Annotated in this window: 17 protein-coding genes; 10 read left to right on the top strand and 7 right to left on the bottom strand. The window is 57.1% G+C overall.

Going from position 1 to position 17,805, the window contains the following annotated elements:
- Positions 1-183: 183 nt before the first annotated feature.
- Positions 184-1,386 carry an L-lactate MFS transporter gene (locus C6A40_RS21395; RefSeq protein WP_045337087.1) on the bottom strand — a complete coding sequence of 401 codons (1,203 nt, stop codon included), beginning with the start codon at positions 1,384-1,386 and terminating at the stop codon, positions 184-186.
- Between C6A40_RS21395 and C6A40_RS25510 the strand changes: the two genes are divergently transcribed.
- Positions 1,385-1,519, top strand: a complete 135-nt coding sequence (locus C6A40_RS25510) for a hypothetical protein (protein WP_021242478.1) — start codon at positions 1,385-1,387, stop codon at positions 1,517-1,519. The genes C6A40_RS21395 and C6A40_RS25510 overlap by 2 nt on opposite strands.
- A gap of 105 nt (positions 1,520-1,624) precedes the next feature.
- Here the strand turns inward: C6A40_RS25510 and C6A40_RS21390 are convergent, their stop codons facing one another.
- Complete coding sequence (locus C6A40_RS21390; RefSeq protein ID WP_021242477.1) at positions 1,625-2,320, bottom strand: autotransporter domain-containing protein; 696 nt, start codon at positions 2,318-2,320, stop codon at positions 1,625-1,627.
- Positions 2,321-2,485: 165 nt separating this feature from the next.
- Here C6A40_RS21390 and tag point away from each other — a divergent pair, with 165 nt between their 5' ends.
- Together tag and C6A40_RS21380 are read left to right on the top strand one after the other, a co-directional pair.
- Positions 2,486-3,067 carry a DNA-3-methyladenine glycosylase I gene (gene tag / locus C6A40_RS21385; protein ID WP_008502765.1) on the top strand — a complete coding sequence of 194 codons (582 nt, stop codon included), beginning with the start codon at positions 2,486-2,488 and terminating at the stop codon, positions 3,065-3,067.
- Positions 3,045-3,491 (top strand): N-acetyltransferase, encoded by a 447-nt coding sequence (locus tag C6A40_RS21380; RefSeq protein WP_023345237.1) that lies wholly within the window; start codon positions 3,045-3,047, stop codon positions 3,489-3,491. The genes tag and C6A40_RS21380 overlap by 23 nt, the downstream gene beginning before the upstream one ends.
- Here C6A40_RS21380 and C6A40_RS21375 read toward each other — a convergent pair.
- On the bottom strand, positions 3,454-5,733 hold the full coding sequence (locus tag C6A40_RS21375) for a molybdopterin guanine dinucleotide-containing S/N-oxide reductase (RefSeq protein WP_239991062.1): 2,280 nt from the start codon (positions 5,731-5,733) through the stop codon (positions 3,454-3,456). The two genes, C6A40_RS21380 and C6A40_RS21375, sit on opposite strands and share 38 nt — an antisense overlap.
- A gap of 212 nt (positions 5,734-5,945) precedes the next feature.
- On the opposite strand from C6A40_RS21375, the gene C6A40_RS21370 reads away from it, so the two are divergent.
- From C6A40_RS21370 to ghrB, 6 genes are all read left to right on the top strand, one after another.
- Complete coding sequence (locus tag C6A40_RS21370; protein ID WP_008502762.1) at positions 5,946-6,608, top strand: OmpA family lipoprotein; 663 nt, start codon at positions 5,946-5,948, stop codon at positions 6,606-6,608.
- Between the two features lie 179 nt (positions 6,609-6,787).
- A complete protein-coding gene (locus C6A40_RS21365; protein ID WP_023345235.1) occupies positions 6,788-7,804 on the top strand; it encodes a LacI family DNA-binding transcriptional regulator in 1,017 nt (338 codons plus the stop codon).
- Between the two features lie 103 nt (positions 7,805-7,907).
- The gene (locus C6A40_RS21360; protein ID WP_045337089.1) at positions 7,908-8,657 is read left to right on the top strand and encodes a sugar phosphate isomerase/epimerase family protein; all 750 of its coding nucleotides are present in this window, start codon (positions 7,908-7,910) and stop codon (positions 8,655-8,657) included.
- 3 nt (positions 8,658-8,660) lie between these two features.
- Positions 8,661-9,599 (top strand): sugar kinase, encoded by a 939-nt coding sequence (locus tag C6A40_RS21355; RefSeq protein WP_045337091.1) that lies wholly within the window; start codon positions 8,661-8,663, stop codon positions 9,597-9,599.
- Positions 9,600-9,715: 116 nt separating this feature from the next.
- Positions 9,716-10,996 carry an MFS transporter gene (locus tag C6A40_RS21350; protein WP_114191390.1) on the top strand — a complete coding sequence of 427 codons (1,281 nt, stop codon included), beginning with the start codon at positions 9,716-9,718 and terminating at the stop codon, positions 10,994-10,996.
- 27 nt (positions 10,997-11,023) lie between these two features.
- Positions 11,024-11,998 (top strand): glyoxylate/hydroxypyruvate reductase GhrB, encoded by a 975-nt coding sequence (gene ghrB, locus C6A40_RS21345; protein WP_023345234.1) that lies wholly within the window; start codon positions 11,024-11,026, stop codon positions 11,996-11,998.
- 58 nt (positions 11,999-12,056) lie between these two features.
- Here ghrB and cspE read toward each other — a convergent pair whose 3' ends face one another.
- Entirely contained in the window at positions 12,057-12,269 is a 213-nt protein-coding gene (gene cspE / locus C6A40_RS21340; RefSeq protein WP_003860775.1) for a transcription antiterminator/RNA stability regulator CspE, read from the bottom strand.
- Positions 12,270-12,516: 247 nt separating this feature from the next.
- On the bottom strand, positions 12,517-13,227 hold the full coding sequence (locus C6A40_RS21335; protein WP_008502756.1) for a DUF3053 domain-containing protein: 711 nt from the start codon (positions 13,225-13,227) through the stop codon (positions 12,517-12,519).
- Between the two features lie 331 nt (positions 13,228-13,558).
- Between C6A40_RS21335 and C6A40_RS21330 the strand changes: the two genes are divergently transcribed.
- A complete protein-coding gene (locus tag C6A40_RS21330; protein ID WP_008502755.1) occupies positions 13,559-13,846 on the top strand; it encodes an HTH-type transcriptional regulator in 288 nt (95 codons plus the stop codon).
- 39 nt (positions 13,847-13,885) lie between these two features.
- On the opposite strand, the gene C6A40_RS21325 is transcribed toward C6A40_RS21330, so the two are convergent.
- Both C6A40_RS21325 and glyS read right to left on the bottom strand, forming a co-directional pair.
- A complete protein-coding gene (locus C6A40_RS21325; protein ID WP_045337093.1) occupies positions 13,886-15,505 on the bottom strand; it encodes an ABC-F family ATP-binding cassette domain-containing protein in 1,620 nt (539 codons plus the stop codon).
- A 230-nt stretch (positions 15,506-15,735) separates the two neighbouring features.
- Positions 15,736-17,805, bottom strand: coding sequence for a glycine--tRNA ligase subunit beta (glyS, locus tag C6A40_RS21320; RefSeq protein ID WP_045337095.1), 2,070 nt, complete (start codon positions 17,803-17,805; stop codon positions 15,736-15,738).

Raw genomic sequence — 17,805 nt, 5'->3', positions numbered from 1 at the left:
GGGGATCGTTCAATGAAACGTCTACAGGCGTGGTAAGTAGACCACAGGGAAGCGGAAAAGTGGCAGCAGAGAGTGTGATCAGTACAGTTATTTACAAAAAAGCAAATCCTAAAACAGACCGTATCGCTTTATTTCCAGTTTAAGAAAATAAAAAGGCCGGATTACCGGCCTTTCTCGTCGCGATTATGCATGAACTTCTTTAAAAACTTCACGTTGCGGCTGGCGAATCGTGGTTGACAGCGCCAGGGAGATAATCAGCAAGGCAAATATCACGCAGAAGGTTACGTAGAACCCGCCGAACAGGGAAGCAATCAGCGAGCCGCAGATACTGCCGAGCCCGAAGCCCAGATAGATCACGCCGTAGTTTTTCGCCAGATTGTTCAGGCCAAAGAACTCGCTCACCAGTGACGGGAAGACGGTAATGGTGCCGCCGAAGTTAAAGGCCACGCAGGCAATTGCCGCGAAGAAGGTGGCTTCATTCAGCGGAGCGAATAGCAGCGCCGCCATACCGACCAGCGAGACCACCTGCCCAATCGTAATCACGCGGATGCGGGCGATTTTGTCGGACAGAATACCGAGGACCAGACGACCGGAGAGGTTAGCAATGGAGATGACGGTCACCGCGTTGGCTGCCGTGGCTGCATCCAGTTTCACCATCCCCTGCGCGATATCTTTCGCCACGCCGATGACATACAGGCCGCTCATGCAGGCCGTCAGGAACATCACCGCCAGCATCCAGTACTGCGGTTTACGCATGGACTGCGCGAGGGTGAAATCATTCTCCACCACGCCATTCACGGATTTCACTTCCTGCTGCGGCGCATCCTTCATCAGCGTGGCGCCGAACAGAATCATCACCAGCACGATTGCGCCCCAGATCATAAAGGTTTTTTCGAGACCGACGGACGCCAGCAGATGGGCGTCGATAAATTTGAACCCGAGGCTGCCCAAACCATAAGAACCAATGGCAAACGCGGAGATTAAGCCTTTACGTTCCGGGAACCACTTCACGCAGTTTGACAGCGTCAGCAGATAGCCCGCGCCGTCCGCCAGTCCCACCAGCACGCCCGCACTCAGCCAGAGCATCATCAGGTTGCTGGAATGCGCGGTCAGGAAAAAGCCCAGCCCCAGCAGGATGCCGGACGCCATGGTCACGCGCTTCACGCCAAAACGCTCCTGCAGCTTGCCCGCGACGGAAGATGAAATCGCCAGACCCAGGCTCAGCAAACCAAAGGAGAACGCGACCTGGCTGACCGGTGCGCCGAGTTTGTCAGAAAGCGCACTGTTAAACAGGCTCCAGGTATAGACCGATCCCAGCGCAAACTGAGTGACGATGGTACCAAAGAGCGTGAGCCAGCGCGTGCGGTTATAGGTTGATGTGTTCATGGCAGTTGTCCTGCAAGATAAATTGAGGGAATTCGCTGAAGACAACGATAAACAAAACCTCAATATGCCTGGGGTAAAACGGCATGAAATGCAGGCGGAACGGAATGAAATGCCTGGAATCGGGAATGAATGACCTGGCACGGGAATAAAGCGACAGCGTGTTAGTATCTGCTATCGCTGTAAAGCCCGTGGTTATTGTATTCGAGATGTTATCGTAACGTTTAAAAAAGTAACAATTCTAGAAATTGGCGCTGACGCCGAGGGTGTATAAAAACTCTTCACCGGTGGTGGTATGCTCCCCCTGAGCCAGCGAGGCATAGGCCGCCATGTGCGTATTAAAGGGAATATCCGTTCCCACGGTGACATCCATCCAGCTGCCGTTTTGGGCAGGAGCTGGCGTTTGCGGCATACCAAACTGCGATTTCCACTGGTTTTCACCAAACTGTTGGTTATAGCTGATCTGCGCCCAGGGCCGGAGATCGCCGTACTGGGTGTTAACGCGCCACCCCAGCGTGCTGACGCTGGCATGCCAGAGCGGGTCCGTAACTGACTGTGTCGACGCGCTATCACCAAACTCGTTGATCATCATGGGAGCCGTGCCGTCGTACCGCCACGCCACCACCGGGCCGGTGGTAATTCGCGCTGAAACGGGAAAATTCCAGCCTACGCTCATCGCCCCCTCTGTCGTGCTGCCAGACGGTATATTCAGAGCAAGACCCGGCGCATTTTGCGAAGACTGAATACGCTCCGCGAGAATATCCTCATAGCGCGGTTGGTGATCCGCGTCCCATGTATAGCGTTCCGCCGTATTATTTTGGGCGTCTGAAACGATATATTCCTGTTGCCAGGCAGACGCTGTATTACAAAAAAACAGGCAGGCTGAAATCCCCACCAGACCAGACACAGCATGGCGACCACTGATTTTTTTTATCATCTTCAACGCGACCCCAGAGAGAGCCGAATTCGGCGATATTTGTCGTTATTCAGGAAGAGCTTAGAGAGCATATGGCCCTGTATTAACTATTGTCTTTATAGTAAACACGTCAAGCCAGTCAGAACGAAATTTTTGCGAAATCAGTATCAATAAGGGAGATGACGGATGGAACGTTGCGGTTGGGTAAGCCAGGATCAGCTTTATATCGACTATCACGATCGGGAATGGGGCGTGCCGGAAAGGGATGGCAAAAAGCTCTTTGAGATGATCTGCCTGGAGGGCCAGCAGGCGGGGTTATCATGGATTACGGTACTGAAAAAACGCGAAAATTACCGCAGCGCTTTCCACCAGTTCGACCCCGTCGCCGTCGCCGCGATGACCGATGAGGACGTCGAGCGACTGGTGCAGGATGCCGGCATCATCCGCCATCGCGGCAAGATCCAGGCCATCATCGGTAATGCACGCGCTTATCTGGCGATGGAACAAAACGGCGAATCATTTTCAGATTTTGTCTGGACGTTTGTGAATAACGATCCGCAAGTCACGGAGGCGACCACGCTCGCGGAAATTCCGGCCGCCACTCCGGCCTCGGATGCGCTCTCGAAGGCCCTGAAAAAACGCGGCTTTAAGTTTGTCGGCTCCACCATCTGCTACGCCTTTATGCAGGCCTGTGGCCTGGTCAACGACCACGTTACCGGCTGCTTCTGTCATCCGGGAGGCCATCATGATCCGCAAATGGCAAAATGAAAATACCGCGCCGCTGCTGAGCCTGTGGCTGGAAAGCACCACGGAAGCGCATCCGTTCATCGCGCCGAATTACTGGAAAGAGAATGAGGCCATGGTGCGGGACGTTTATCTGCCGTCCGCTGAAACCTGGGTCTGGGAGCAGGACGGCGAACCTTGCGGATTTATCAGCGTGATGCAGTCTCAGTTTGTCGGCGCCCTGTTTGTGGCGCCGTCATGCATCGGGAAAGGCATCGGGCGCGCGCTGCTGAAACATGTTCAACAGCGCTTCCCGCACTTAACCCTGGAGGTGTATCAGAAAAATGTCCGGGCGGTGAATTTCTACCATGCTCAGGGCTTTCGCATTGAAGACAGCGCCTGGCAGGATGACACCCAACACCCGACGTGGATCATGAGCTGGCAGGCGGATCAAACGCCGTTAAGGTAAGCTCGGGACCCTCATATTTCTCGACCCAGGCCAGCGCCGTGTTCCCTGCGCAACCATTCCCCAGCTTCGAGCTGGGGAGATCTTTGGTCAGCACGTTAACCGCCCCGTTTTTACAGATACCGCCTTCGGCGAGCTCAAGGTCAGGCCATGCGCCCTGATGAATGCAGATCACGCCCGGCTTAATCCCGTCGCTCACCACCGCCCCTGCCAGCACCTGTCCACGCGCGTTCCAGACGCGCACCACGTCGCCGTCCGCAATCCCGCGCGCTTTCGCGTCGAGGGTATTCAGCGTGATGGGCTCTCGCCCGGCGACCGCATACTGCTCGCGCAGGGAGGTATAGTTAAGCTGGCTGTGCAGACGGTGCGCGGGATGGGCAGATAACACCTGCAACTGATCCGGCCGGGCGTTGCCGTGCCATTCGTCCGGCTCGAGCCACGTGGGATGCGGCGGGCAGTCAGCATAGCCAAAGCTGGCGATGCGCTCGCTGTAGATCACGATCTTACCGCTCTCGGTTTTCAGCGGGTGGTTCTCCGGATCGCGACGGAAATCGGCAAAACGAACAAACTTCGCGTTCTGTTCGCTCTCCGGCATTTCGACGATCTGGTTCGCCTCCCAGAACTCAGTAAATGGCGGGAGCGTCACGCCCTGCGCCGCGCCGCGCTGTCCGGCAATCTGGTAGAAGGTTTCCAGCCATTCGAGATCGGTTTTTCCTTCGGTAAAACGCTCGCGACCGCCCGCTTCCCACCGCTCGCTCAGTTCAGCAAACACGTCGAAATCATCACGCGCCTCATCGCGCGGGGCCACCACGCGCTTCATCGGGACCATATGCTGGTTGCTGTAGTCGCCGGTCATGGTGAGATCGTTACGCTCAAACGAGGTGGTCGCCGGGAGGACGATATCGGCGTGTTTCGCCGAGGCGGTCCAGAAGCACTCGGAGATCACCACCAGCTCCGGCTTCTGCCAGGCGCGGATCAGGCGGTTGGTATCCTGATGGTGCGTGAAGTTCGACCCGCCCGCCCACCAGACAAATTTAATATCCGGGAAGTGGCGGTCGAGACCATTGTGCTGATAAAAACCGCCCGGATTTTCCAGGGCTTCAACAATACGCGCCACCGGGATTTTATCCACGGCGTCCACGCCCCCCTGCACCGAACCTTGCAGAGACGCCAGCACCGCCGCTTTACGCGTGGGGTTACCGCCATTGGCAAAGTGATAGGAGAGACCAAAACCGCCGCCCGGCGTACCGATCTGCCCCAGCATCGCGGCGAGGGTCACCAGCATCCAGTGTTTTTGCTCGCCAAACTGCTGGCGCTGCATCCCCCAGCCGGACATCAACATCGTGGTGTTTTTATGGAATAACGCCGCCAGTTCGCGGAGTTTATCCGCAGAAACACCGCAAATGTCAGCCGCCCACTCTGCCGTTTTGGCTACATCATCCGTTTTACCCGTCAGATAGTCGGCGAATTTATCGAAGCCGGTGGTACAGCGCGTCAGGAATTCGACATCGTGCCAGACGTTTTCCACCAGGGTATGAGCGATACCCAGCATCATCGCCACGTCGGTGCCCATATGCGGGGCAATCCACTCGGCGCTGTCGCCGAAGAAATCCAGGGTTTCAGAGCGCATCGGGTCAATGCAGATGATGCGCTTGCCGCTTTTGCGCAGCGCGTCGAAATAGCCAATGCCCTGCTCGTCGCTGGCATTCCAGGCAATTTTCAGCGTGTTAAGAGGGTTAGCGCTCCACAGCACCACCACGTCGGTATGTTCCAGCACCAGCGGCCAGCTGGTCTGCTGCTGGTACACCTCGTTCCCGCCCACGACGTACGGCATGATCGCCTGCGCCGCACCGGTGGAGTAATCCCCCAGATGACCGGTATAGCCGCCCGCCAGGCTCATATAGCGCTGCAGCAGCGTCGATGCCTTGTGCAGCACCCCGTTAGAGCGCCAGCCGTAGGACCCGGCGAAAATGGACGACGGACCGTAACTGTCGCGAATGCGCTTGTGCTGGGTGTGGATCAGCCCCAGCGCGTCATCCCAGCTCACGCGAACAAACTCATCCTGACCGCGAATGCCCTGCGGCTTGTCAGGTGAGGCGAGAAAACCTTTACGCACCATCGGCCAGCGCACGCGTGTTTTGCTGTGCACCTGATCGCGAACGACGGTCTGTAAAGAGTTGGGATGTTGTGTTGGCAATGCTCCGCGAGACGACAGAACATTTTCGCCATCGGTTTCGACCAGCATTGGCCCCCAGTGGGCGGCGGTCAGAATGGTTTTCGTTGAGGTGCTCAAGCGTGCGCTCCTGGTTGCGTGCAGGTTTTACGGCCTTCTTGCTGAGACCGTTTATGGTTTGTCACAAATTTCAGAGTTATACCCGGAATTTTCTCCGTATCTGGACGTCATAATCAACTGCCACGTTCGCCGTGGCAAAGAATAAAAAGGATTAAGGAAAGAAGATGAAAAAACGCGTACTCGTTATTGCCGCTCTGGTGAGCGGTGCACTGGCTGTTTCTGGCTGCACAACCAACCCTTACACCGGTGAGCGCGAAGCGGGTAAATCCGGCATTGGCGCGGGTATCGGCTCGCTGGTCGGCGCAGGCGTTGGGGCGCTCTCCTCCTCCAAGAAAGACCGCGGCAAAGGCGCGCTGATTGGCGCAGCGGCGGGCGCGGCCCTGGGCGGCGGCGTCGGTTATTACATGGACGTGCAGGAAGCAAAGCTGCGCGACAAAATGAAGGGAACCGGCGTGAGCGTGACGCGCAGCGGCGATAACATCATCCTGAACATGCCGAACAACGTCACCTTCGACAGCAGCAGCGCAACGCTGAAACCCGCGGGTGCGAACACCCTTACCGGCGTGGCGATGGTGCTGAAAGAGTACAACAAGACCGCCGTGAACGTGATTGGCTACACCGACAGCACCGGCAGCCAGGATCTGAACATGCGTCTGTCCCAGCAGCGCGCCGATTCCGTGGCCAGCTCGCTGATTACCCAGGGCGTTGAAGCAAACCGCATCCGCACCAGCGGCATGGGCCCTGCCAACCCTATCGCCAGCAACAGCACGGCGGAAGGCAAAGCGCAGAACCGCCGCGTAGAGATTACGTTAAGCCCAATTCAGTAGGTAAAAGCAAAACGGCAACCCCGTTGCCGTTTTTAGTGTTTGCGCCCTCTCCCGTGGGAGAGGGTTGGGGTGAGGGTATCAGACCGCAACCTCCGGTAAGCGCAGCGCCACCGGGCAAATTACTTGATTCGTCCGATTTTCCCGCTAAGGTATTCTCACTAAATTCAGGGAAATCAGTGATGAGCAAACCAGCCCGGGCCACCATCAGCGACGTGGCGAAAGCCGCCAAAACCGGTAAAACCAGCATTTCGCGCTACCTTAACGGCGAGAAACACCTGCTATCCGATGCGTTGCTGGCGCGTATTGAACAGGCCATTGCCGATCTCGACTACCGTCCCAGCCTCATGGCGCGCGGGCTCAAACGCGGCCGCACCCGCCTTATCGGGCTGATCATCGCCGATATCACCAACCCCTACTCCGTGAACGTGCTCAGCGGTATCGAAGCCGCCTGTCGCGAGAAAGGCTTTACGCCGCTGGTCTGTAATACCAACAACGAAGTCGACCAGGAGCTGCATTATCTCGACCTGCTGCGCAGCTATCAGGTGGAAGGGATTGTGGTCAACGCGGTAGGCATGCGTGAAGAAGGCTTAAATCGCCTGCAGCAATCCTCCCTGCCCATGGTCCTCATCGACCGTAAAATCCCGGAATTTGCCTGCGACGTGGTCGGGCTGGATAACATCCAGGCCGCCACGACCGCCACCGAACATCTGATTGAACAGGGCTTCGAGGCCATTCTGTTTCTGAGTGAACCGCTGGGGATGGTCAACACCCGACGTGAACGCCTGAGCGCATTTCGCGCCACGCTGGAGCGTTATCCCGGCGTGATCGCCGAAAATGCCGAAACGCCGCTTCACGAAGCCGGGCAGCTCGACAACACCCTGCGTCAGTTCCATACGCGCCATCGTGGGATGCGCAAAGCGGTTATCTCCGCCAACGGGGCGCTGACGCTGCAGGTCGCCCGCTCGCTCAAGCGCATTGGCCTGCACTGGGGCAGCGACATCGGTCTGCTGGGGTTTGATGAACTGGAGTGGGCGGAGCTGGCTGGCGTCGGCATTACTACCCTCAAACAGCCCACCTGGCAGATTGGCTATGCTGCTGTTGAACAAGTCGTTCGTCGTATTGAAGGCACCAGCGATGCCGTTCGCGAGCAGGTCTTCTCCGGCGAGCTGATCGTTCGTGGCTCCACCGCGCGTTAAATTTCCCTTGTGATAGCGATCATAAATTCAACATCCTGACCTTTTCTTTGGAACCGGTTCCATCTAGCGTAATAGTATTGATATGTTGCGATGGAGTCCGAAGATGGGCAGGAAAATTATGGTGGTCACCGCCGCGTACGGTGCGGAACAGGTGCGACAGGCGGGCGGTCAACGGGCGATGCTTCCCGTTATTGCTGGCGCGGGGGCAGACGGCGTGGAGATTCGCCGGGAACTGTTCAACAGCAAAGAGCTGCTGGCGCTGCCCGCGCTGGGCGAATCCATTGAGCTGCTGGGTCTGCTGGCGTGCTACTCCGCACCCGCCGCCCTGTTTATGCCCGACGGCACCCTCAACCCGGACCTGCCCCGCTATCTTTCTGAAGCCAACACCCTGAACGCACTTTGGCTGAAGGTTTCCCTCGGCCATTTCCGCGACGCGCAGCCTCTGGACGCTCTGCGTACGCTGCTGAATACCAGCGGCATGGCGCTGGTCGTGGAGAACGATCAGACCGACTGCGGACAGCTCGCGCCCATGCAGCGCTTCCAGGCCGCCTGTCGGGAAATGGCGCTCCCCGTCACGCTGACCTTTGATATGGGAAACTGGCTGTGGGTGGGCGACTCCCCTGAAGAGGCCGCGCGTCACCTGGCCCCTGCCGTGAGCTATATCCACGTGAAGGCCGCCGTGCCGCATAAAGATAACTTCCGCGCCGTCGCACCGGACCACGCCGATGCGCGCTGGCTGGATCTGCTCGGCCAGCTGCCTGCCGATGCCCCGCGCGGTATCGAGTTCCCGCTGGAAGGGGCGGATTTAACCGCCGTTACCCGCCATTACGTCAACCTGCTACGCGAGGAGTAAACCATGCACAAGACGCTGGATATCATCACGATCGGCGAGGCCATGGCCATGTTTGTCGCCACCGAAACGGGCGAGCTGAGTGCGGTGGAGCACTTTATCAAACGCGTCGCAGGCGCTGAGCTCAACGTCGCGACCGGCCTGGCGCGTCTCGGCCTGAACGTGGGCTGGGTCAGCCGCGTGGGGGATGACAGCTTTGGCCATTTCGTTCTCGATTCGCTGAAAAAAGAGGGGATTGATGCTGCAGGGGTCACCCTCGACGGACGCTTCCCTACCGGCTTTCAGCTTAAATCCAAGGTCGAAAATGGAACCGATCCCATCGTGGAGTATTTCCGCAAAGGCTCGGCTGCAAGCCACCTTTCTGTCGCGGATTACCACGCCGATTACTTTGCCTCCGCACGCCATCTGCACCTGAGCGGCGTAGCCGCGGCACTCTCTGCCAGCTCGTATGAGCTGCTGGATCATGCCGCGACCACCATGAAAGCCCAGGGGAAAACCCTATCGTTCGACCCCAACCTGCGTCCGGTGCTGTGGAAAAGCGAAGCGGAAATGGTGGAGAAACTGAACCGTCTGGCGTTCCGGGCGGACTGGGTTCTGCCAGGCCTGAAAGAAGGGATGATTCTGACCGGCGAAAGCACGCCGGAAGGCATCGCCGACTTCTACCTGAATAAAGGGGTAAAAGCGGTGGTGCTGAAGACCGGTGCCGATGGCGCGTGGTTTAAAACGGCCAACGGCGAGCAGGGCGCGGTCGCGGCAGTGAAGGTCGAGAACGTCGTCGACACCGTCGGCGCAGGTGACGGCTTTGCCGTGGGCGTGATTAGCGCCCTGCTGGAAGGTAAAACGCTGCCGCAGGCCGTCGCGCGAGGCAACAAGATTGGCTCGCTGGCCATTCAGGTGCAGGGCGACAGCGAAGGATTACCAACACGAGCACAGCTCGGCGTTTAAATTCCCTCTCCCTGTGGGAGAGGGCCAGGGTGAGGCAGCAAGCCGCACCAGATAATTAAGCCACCGTGTACCCTACAGACAACGGCGGTAACAACCTCAACAACAGAGGCAAGCCTATGAACAGTTCGACCAATGCAGTAAAACGCTGGTGGTACATCATGCCAATCGTGTTTATCACGTACAGCCTGGCGTACCTTGACCGTGCCAACTTCAGCTTCGCGTCCGCCGCAGGGATCACCGAGGACCTCGGGATCACCAAAGGGATCTCCTCCCTGCTGGGTGCCCTTTTCTTCCTGGGCTACTTCTTCTTCCAGATCCCCGGCGCGATCTATGCGGAACGCCGCAGCGTGCGTAAGCTGATCTTCATCTGTCTGATCCTTTGGGGCGCCTGCGCGTCGCTGACCGGCATGGTGAACAATATTCCTGCCCTGGCCGCCATTCGCTTTATCCTCGGCGTCGTTGAGGCGGCGGTTATGCCCGCGATGCTGATCTACATCAGCAACTGGTTTACCAAATCTGAGCGCTCGCGCTCGAATACCTTCCTGATCCTCGGTAACCCGGTCACGGTACTGTGGATGTCGGTGGTGTCCGGCTACCTGATCCAGGCCTTCGGCTGGCGCGAGATGTTTATCATTGAAGGGGTACCGGCAATTATCTGGGCCTTCTGCTGGTGGGTGCTGGTGAAAGATAAACCTGCCCAGGCGAAGTGGCTTTCCGAAGATGAAAAAGCAGCGCTGCAGGCGCAGCTGGACAAAGAACAGCAAGGTCTGAAGGCGGTGCGTAACTATGGTGAAGCCTTCCGCTCGCGTAACGTGATCCTGCTCTGCGCGCAGTACTTTACCTGGAGCATTGGTGTGTACGGCTTTGTGCTGTGGCTGCCGTCCATTATCCGCAGCGGCGGTGAAAACCTCGGTATGGTCGAAGTAGGCTGGCTGTCATCCGTACCGTATCTGGCGGCAACCATCGCGATGATTATCGTTTCCTGGGCGTCGGACAAGCTGCAGAACCGCAAGCTCTTTGTCTGGCCGCTGCTGCTGATTGCTGCCTTCGCCTTTATTGGCTCCTGGGCCGTGGGCGCAAACCACTTCTGGGTCTCTTATACGCTGCTGGTGGTTGCCGGTGCGGCCATGTACGCCCCTTACGGACCGTTCTTTGCCATCATCCCCGAGATGCTGCCGCGTAACGTGGCGGGGGGTGCGATGGCGCTGATTAACAGTATGGGTGCACTGGGTTCGTTCTGCGGCTCCTGGTTCGTCGGTTACCTGAACGGTGCCACCGGCAGCCCATCCGCATCGTACATCTTTATGGGGGTGGCGCTTTTCGCCTCGGTATGGCTTACTCTGATTGTTAAGCCTGCTAATAATCAACAACACCCTGTCGGCGCTCGCCACGCCTGAATCCTTAAAAAATCAACGGAGATTAGCATGAAGCCGTCCGTCATTTTGTATAAAACCCTGCCGGAAGATCTGCAGAAACGCCTTGAAGAGCACTTCACCGTCACGCAGGTGAAGAACCTGCGCCCGGAAACCGTGGCACAGCATGCCGACGCGTTCGCGAGCGCGGAAGGCCTGCTGGGTTCAAGCGAAAAAGTAGATGTCGCCCTGCTGGAGAAAATGCCGAAGCTTCGTGCTACCTCAACCGTTTCCGTGGGTTACGACAACTTCGACGTGGATGCGCTTAACGCCCGCAAAATCCTGCTGATGCATACCCCGCATGCTCTGACGGAAACCGTGGCCGATACGCTGATGGCGCTCATGCTCACCACGGCCCGTCGCGTGGTGGAAGTGGCTGAGCGCGTCAAAGCGGGCGAATGGACAAAAAGCATTGGTCCGGACTGGTTCGGCGTGGATGTTCACGGCAAAACGCTGGGCATTGTCGGTATGGGGCGTATCGGGCTGGCGCTGGCGCAGCGCGCCCATTTTGGTTTTAACATGCCGATTCTGTATAACGCGCGTCGCCATCACAGTGAAGCCGAAGAACGCTTCAACGCCCGTTACTGCGAGCTGGATGCCCTGCTGCAGGAAGCCGATTTTGTCTGCCTGGTGCTGCCGCTGACGGATGAAACCCGTCATCTGATCGGTAAAGAGGCGTTTGAAAAAATGAAGGCGTCCGCCATTTTCATCAACGCGGGTCGTGGCCCGGTGGTGGATGAGAAGGCGCTGATTGAGGCTCTGAAAAACGGTGAGATCCATGCAGCAGGTCTGGACGTGTTTGAGCAGGAGCCGCTGCCGGTGGACTCCCCGCTGCTGACAATGCCTAACGTGGTTGCCCTGCCCCACATCGGCTCAGCCACCCATGAGACGCGCTACAACATGGCGGCCACCGCGGTCGATAACCTTATTGCCGCCCTTAGCGGAAAGGTGGAGAGAAACTGCGTGAACCCGCAGGTGCAACGGTAGAAACGAAAAAACCCGCCAGAAGGCGGGTTTTTAAATTCTTTGCTACTGGGTTGGAAGCTTACAGGCTTACAACGTTACCAGCTGCTGGGCCTTTAGCGCCGCTTTCGATGGTGAAGGACACTTTCTGACCTTCGTCCAGAGATTTGTAGCCATCGTTCTGGATAGCAGAGAAGTGTACGAACACGTCTTTAGAGCCATCGTCAGGAGTGATGAAGCCGAAACCTTTATCAGCGTTGAACCATTTTACCAGACCAGTCATTTTAGCAGACATAGAAATTACCTTATTAACAAATATATTGTGCCTTCCGGCTTGATGGATTGCGTTACAGATTTTTAAGCGATGAAGGAAGGGTCACTACGAAGGGTATCTATGGATAACAATCTGGACTGCTTTACTAAACTGCTTTAGGTCTGTGTAACAAACCGACGGGAATAGTTATACCGATGTGGTAGAGGAATGACAAGCGTTATTTTCGCAACGCATAAAAAAACCCCGCCAGAAGCGGGGTTTTTTTGGTTTATTCTGTGGCAGCGACTGCGGCACTCCAGGCCTGGCTGAAGGCCTGATGCTGAGAGGCCAGCGGCCCAATCAGCGTATTGTACTGGCTTGCCTGCTGGGAGGTCGGGAACTGAATACCGTTGGCAACAAAGCTTACCTGCGTATTCTGCTGGGCGATAAAGTCACCCACCTGGACCAGCTGCTGCGTGAAGATTTGCGCGGCCGGAATCAACGGTTGCAGTGCTTCTGACGGTTTGGTCACCACTTTCTCATACACTTTGTCGAAGACCGGTTTGAGATCGTCGCCCTGCTTCAGCGCAGAACGTGACGCGTCAGCCTGCATTTTCGCATTCTGCAGCTGCTGGCTCAGCACGCCAAGCGCACCGTTGGACTGGCGCAATGGTTCACGCTGCGTCATGTAATCCTGTGGAACGCGGATGGCGTTCACGCTATCCACTACCGGGCGGATACCGGAATCCATCGCCTGGCTCACCTGCTGTGAATAACCATAAAGAATGGCGTAATCGGACACAAAGGGGCCAAACTGTTTTTTCTGATCCGCAGTCAGCGTTGGCAACCGCTCGCCGCTGCGCATCACTGTATTCTGCAGAAAATCGATAAACGCTTTGCGCTGATCGCCTTCTTTATCAAAACACCCACTCAGGCTAACAACCATCAACAACGCCGCAATAGGCGCAAACCAGCGAGAGCAGGACTTTCCTGTCGCCATTTTATTACTCCTTTCACCCAAAAAAGCGCACACCGGCACACGCGTGCCCGACGCTGACAAGGATAGTCCAGGTCAGCCTTGCAAGATACTCTTTTCATGCAAAACGGCTATTGCCGATTTATTTCTTACCATTTACAAAAAAATACCTGGCGAAGCCGACATATGACTAATCAGGGAATTAGCATAACTCTCCATATTGCTGAATCGGATACAGCGATCGTTACCGCACGATTAATCACACCCGTGACGATCCTGGGTTGGTATTAGGGACTATTCTTAACTGGCTCTCTGATGTTCTTGATCACGATGTGAGATTTAAGAGGAGTCCTCAATGGAATATAAAGATCCTGAGTTTGAGCTGCTGAGCAGCCTGGAACAGATCATTTTTAAAGATGTACCGCAGACGATTACCCTGCAACAAAAATCCAATCCCTTTACAGAATATGAGCAATTGCGCAAAGGGACAGGACTGAAAACCGAAGAATTCGCCAGAGCGATGGGTGTCAGCGTGGCTATGGTGCAGGAGTGGGAGTCAAAACGTGAGAAACCCACCCCAACCGAGTTACGGCTGATGCGCCTGATTCAGGCCAACCCTGCACTCAGCAAGCAGATCGCGTAGTGAAGATTGAATGCCCCCGCCTTTGCGGGGGCTTGTGTTTTACAGGCTATCACAACGCCACCCCGCCTCTTCCCACACCAGCTCATGCGTTAACGTTAAGCCGCTTAAAAACGCCTCATCGTGTGATACCACCAGCAGTGCCCCAGGGAAACCGGCCAGCGCCGCTTCAATGGCCTGGACTGAAGCCAGATCCAGATGGTTGGTCGGTTCATCCAGCAGCAGAAGCTGCGTGGCTTCCGCGCGCCACAGCACGCAGGCCAGGGCAGCCTTAAGACGCTCACCGCCGCTGAGCGCCGCCAATGGGAGCATCACTTTGTCAGCCCCCAGTTGAAGCTGCGCTAAACGGGTTCGCAATACCCCCTCTTCCAGAGGAGTATGACTCAAATTGAGATGCGTCATGACCGACTGCGAGAGATCGAGACGGGAGAGATGCTGGTCGAGATAAGCGCAGCTGACGGATACCTTACAGCCGCCCGAACGGGGGGCAACCTCGCCCAGAATGGTTTTTAACAGCGTCGATTTCCCGCAGCCGTTCGGTCCCTTTAACGCCACGCGCATCGGTCCGTCCATACGCCAGGCTATCGGTGGAACAGGCACATGCGCCAGCACCAGATCCTCCAGCACCAGTACCTGTTTGCCCTCCGGGACCTGACTCCCCCGCAGGGTGAACATCACCGGGTTATCGTCTTCAACGCGCTCACGCGCCCTGCTAACCGCGGCGTTCAGCGCTTCATTTTGCTCGCTGTGCTGTTTTTTCCAGGTGCCAATCCGCTCCTTTGCCGCGCCTTTATATTTGACCCGCTCGAACGATGCGATATTCAGGGTATCGACGGTGCGTAACGTCTTTGCCGACCGCCGCTGGCTGTCATCATGCTCTTTTTGCATGCGCGCGCGGGTGCGTTTGCGCTCGGTTGCCGCATGTTCCAGCGCCGCGCGGGCAGCCTGCTGTTCGGCATCGCGCTGGGCTTGATAATCCGCATAATTTCCGCCGTAGCTGCGCAGACCCGAGGCGCTCAGCTCAAGAATACGCGGCACCTGCTCCAGAAGTTCGCGGTCATGCGAGGCCACCAGCACGCCGCCCTGATACCGACTCAACTGGTCGTAGAACCACGCCCGGCCTTGTCGATCCAGATGGTTAGTCGGTTCGTCCAGCAGAAGAAAGTCCGCGCCCGCCGTAAACGCCCCGCACAGCAGGGCGCGGATGCGCTCGCCGCCGCTGAGTTCTATGGCGGGCTTATCAGGCTCAAACGGTGGGAGCGTCGCATTGATAAACGCTTCGCTCAGACGTTCGGCTATATCCCAGTGGCCGTCGAGTAACGCCAGATCGTCAGGCTGATAATCACCACTGTCAATGCGCTTACGCGCCGCAAAAATCGCGTCATACCCGAGAAGTTCAGCCAGCGTCGTCTGCGAAGAAATAACATGCTGCTGCGCCACCCAGGCATGCGAGCCAAAGCGTTCAATATGACCGGTAGCCGGTTCGTCCAGCCCCGCCAGCAAGCGCAGCAGACGCGTTTTTCCGCTGCCGTTGCGGCCAACCAGCGCGCACAGGGAGGGTTCCAGCGTGAGATTCAGCGGACCAAAAAGGGTATCGCCCGTCGGAAACTGACAGGTGACCTGATGCAAAATAAAAGAAGGGGACTGCGCAAAATGAGCCATAAGCACTCCTGAATGAAATCAAAACATCCCCTGCCGACGCGGTGGCGTTTTAGCAAGGATCGAAATTCATCAGTCGTGTTTGTTCATTTTTGGGGGGCACTCCAGCGCGAGAAAGTTAACGGGGGTAAGGATAGCGGTAATGGGTTGACCATTTCAAGGTTAAATTTTCAGCAACACACTATAAAAAAACCCGCCGAAGCGGGTTTTTAGCATTTGTCACAACGGGCGCATTACTGCAGCAGCGAAATATCCGCCACGCGCAGGAACAGCTCACGCAGTTTCTCGAGCATAGAGAGACGGTTAATACGCAGCTCTTTATCTTCTACGTTTACCATCACTTTCTCGAAGAAGGCGTCGATGACGTCACGCAGCTCGGCCAGCTCCACCAGCGCTTCCTGGTAGCGACCTTCCGCGAAGACCGGCTCGAGCTTGTCGCGCAGCACCACAACCTGCATCGCCAGGGCGATCTCTTCCGGCTCTTTCAGCGTCGCGGCGTTCACACGCTCGTTCAGCGTCTCGTCGGACTTCGCCAGGATGTTGGAGACACGCTTGTTGGCCGCCGCCAGAGCAGATGCCGCTTCCAGCGTACGGAAGTGGGAAACCGCCTTCATACGCGCATCGAAATCAGCCGGACGGGTCGGACGACGCGCCAGCACCGCCTGAATGGTGTCGACGGTGTAACCTTCATCCTGATACCAGGCGCGGAAACGACCGAGCATAAAGTCGATCACGTCATCCACAACGTTGGCGTTGGTCAGCTTGTCGCCGTACAGACGCACCGCTTCTTCGGTCAGGGTCTGCAGATCCAGGTTCAGGTTCTTCTCAACGATGATACGCAGCACGCCCAGCGCAGCACGACGCAGCGCAAACGGGTCTTTGTCGCCTTTCGGATGCTGGCCGATACCGAAGATACCCGCCAGGGTGTCCATCTTATCGGCAATTGCGACAGCACAAGCTACCGGGTTGGACGGCAGTTCATCACCCGCAAAGCGCGGCTGATACTGCTCGTTCAGGGCAACCGCCACGTCTTCCGCTTCGCCATCGTGACGCGCGTAGTGCATGCCCATCACGCCCTGGGTGTCGGTAAATTCGAACACCATGTTGGTCATCAGGTCACACTTGGAGAGCAGGCCTGCGCGGGTCGCGTGGTTAACGTCGGCACCGATTTCACGAGCGATCCAGCCGGACAGCTCCGCAATACGGTCGGTCTTGTCGCGCAGCGTACCCAGCTGCTGCTGGAACAGTACGGTCTGCAGGCGTGGAAGATGATCTTCCAGACGCTTTTTACGGTCGGTGTTGAAGAAGAACTCGGCATCCGCCAGACGTGGGCGCACGACCTTCTCGTTACCGGAGATAATCTGGCTCGGATCTTTCGATTCGATGTTCGCCACGAAAATGAAGTTTGGCAGCAGCTTGCCGTCGTTGGCATAGACCGGGAAGTACTTCTGGTCACCCTTCATGGTGTACACCAGCGCTTCAGCCGGAACGGCCAGGAATTTCTCTTCGAACTTCGCGGTCAGCACAACCGGCCATTCCACCAGCGAGGTCACTTCTTCCAGCAGGCTGTCGCTCAGATCGGCTTTACCGCCAATCTTACGCGCCGCGTCTTCCGCGTCCGCTTTGATTTTGGCTTTACGCTGTTCATAGTCAGCAATGACCTTGCCGCGCTCCAGCAGGATTTGCGGATACTCGTCGGCATTGTCGATGGTGAACTCAGGCTCGCCCATAAAGCGGTGGCCGCGAATCACGCGATCGGACGCCACGCCCAAAATGGTCGCCGGAATAACGGTGTCGCCCAGCAGCAGGGTCACGGTGTGAACCGGACGCACGAAGTGCACGTCGGACGCGCCCCAGCGCATCAGCTTAGGAATGGGCAGCTTCGCCAGAGACGTGGCAATCATGTCCGGCAGCAGCGCTTCCGCGCTTTCGCCTTTCACATGGGCACGATACAGCAGCCACTCACCTTTATCGGTGGTCAGACGCTCGGCCTGATCGACGGTGATGCCGCAGCCGCGTGCCCAGCCTTCCGCCGCTTTGCTCGGCTTGCCTTCCGCGTCAAACGCCTGGGCAATCGCCGGGCCACGTTTTTCGACTTCGCGATCCGGCTGAGACGCCGCCAGGTTTGCCACTTTCAGCGCCAGACGACGCGGAGCAGCAAACCACTCAATTTTACCGTGCGCCAGGCCAGCGTTATCCAGCTCGGCAGTCACGTTCGCAGCAAAAGATTCAGCCAGGCTGCGCAGGGCTTTTGGTGGCAGCTCTTCGGTGCCAATTTCCACCAGGAAAGTTTTCTCAGACAT

The organism is Enterobacter sp. GER_MD16_1505_Eko_090 (assembly GCF_003331015.1).
Classification (GTDB): domain Bacteria; phylum Pseudomonadota; class Gammaproteobacteria; order Enterobacterales; family Enterobacteriaceae; genus Enterobacter; species Enterobacter roggenkampii.
Note: the sequence above shows the minus strand (reverse complement) of the source record. Positions and strands in the feature narration are given on the sequence as shown.

Coding starts and splice junctions, on each gene's coding strand:
- C6A40_RS21360 (WP_045337089.1), top strand. CDS start 7,908: ATGGGCAGGAAAATTATGGTGGTCACCGCCGCGTACGGTGCGGAACAG.
- C6A40_RS21355 (WP_045337091.1), top strand. CDS start 8,661: ATGCACAAGACGCTGGATATCATCACGATCGGCGAGGCCATGGCCATG.
- C6A40_RS21350 (WP_114191390.1), top strand. CDS start 9,716: ATGAACAGTTCGACCAATGCAGTAAAACGCTGGTGGTACATCATGCCA.
- C6A40_RS25510 (WP_021242478.1), top strand. CDS start 1,385: ATGGCAGTTGTCCTGCAAGATAAATTGAGGGAATTCGCTGAAGACAAC.
- C6A40_RS21335 (WP_008502756.1), bottom strand. CDS start 13,227: ATGGCGACAGGAAAGTCCTGCTCTCGCTGGTTTGCGCCTATTGCGGCG.
- C6A40_RS21370 (WP_008502762.1), top strand. CDS start 5,946: ATGAAAAAACGCGTACTCGTTATTGCCGCTCTGGTGAGCGGTGCACTG.
- C6A40_RS21375 (WP_239991062.1), bottom strand. CDS start 5,733: ATGCTGGTCGAAACCGATGGCGAAAATGTTCTGTCGTCTCGCGGAGCA.
- C6A40_RS21330 (WP_008502755.1), top strand. CDS start 13,559: ATGGAATATAAAGATCCTGAGTTTGAGCTGCTGAGCAGCCTGGAACAG.
- glyS (WP_045337095.1), bottom strand. CDS start 17,805: ATGTCTGAGAAAACTTTCCTGGTGGAAATTGGCACCGAAGAGCTGCCA.
- C6A40_RS21395 (WP_045337087.1), bottom strand. CDS start 1,386: ATGAACACATCAACCTATAACCGCACGCGCTGGCTCACGCTCTTTGGT.
- C6A40_RS21365 (WP_023345235.1), top strand. CDS start 6,788: ATGAGCAAACCAGCCCGGGCCACCATCAGCGACGTGGCGAAAGCCGCC.
- tag (WP_008502765.1), top strand. CDS start 2,486: ATGGAACGTTGCGGTTGGGTAAGCCAGGATCAGCTTTATATCGACTAT.
- cspE (WP_003860775.1), bottom strand. CDS start 12,269: ATGTCTGCTAAAATGACTGGTCTGGTAAAATGGTTCAACGCTGATAAA.
- C6A40_RS21325 (WP_045337093.1), bottom strand. CDS start 15,505: ATGGCTCATTTTGCGCAGTCCCCTTCTTTTATTTTGCATCAGGTCACC.
- C6A40_RS21380 (WP_023345237.1), top strand. CDS start 3,045: ATGATCCGCAAATGGCAAAATGAAAATACCGCGCCGCTGCTGAGCCTG.
- ghrB (WP_023345234.1), top strand. CDS start 11,024: ATGAAGCCGTCCGTCATTTTGTATAAAACCCTGCCGGAAGATCTGCAG.
- C6A40_RS21390 (WP_021242477.1), bottom strand. CDS start 2,320: ATGATAAAAAAAATCAGTGGTCGCCATGCTGTGTCTGGTCTGGTGGGG.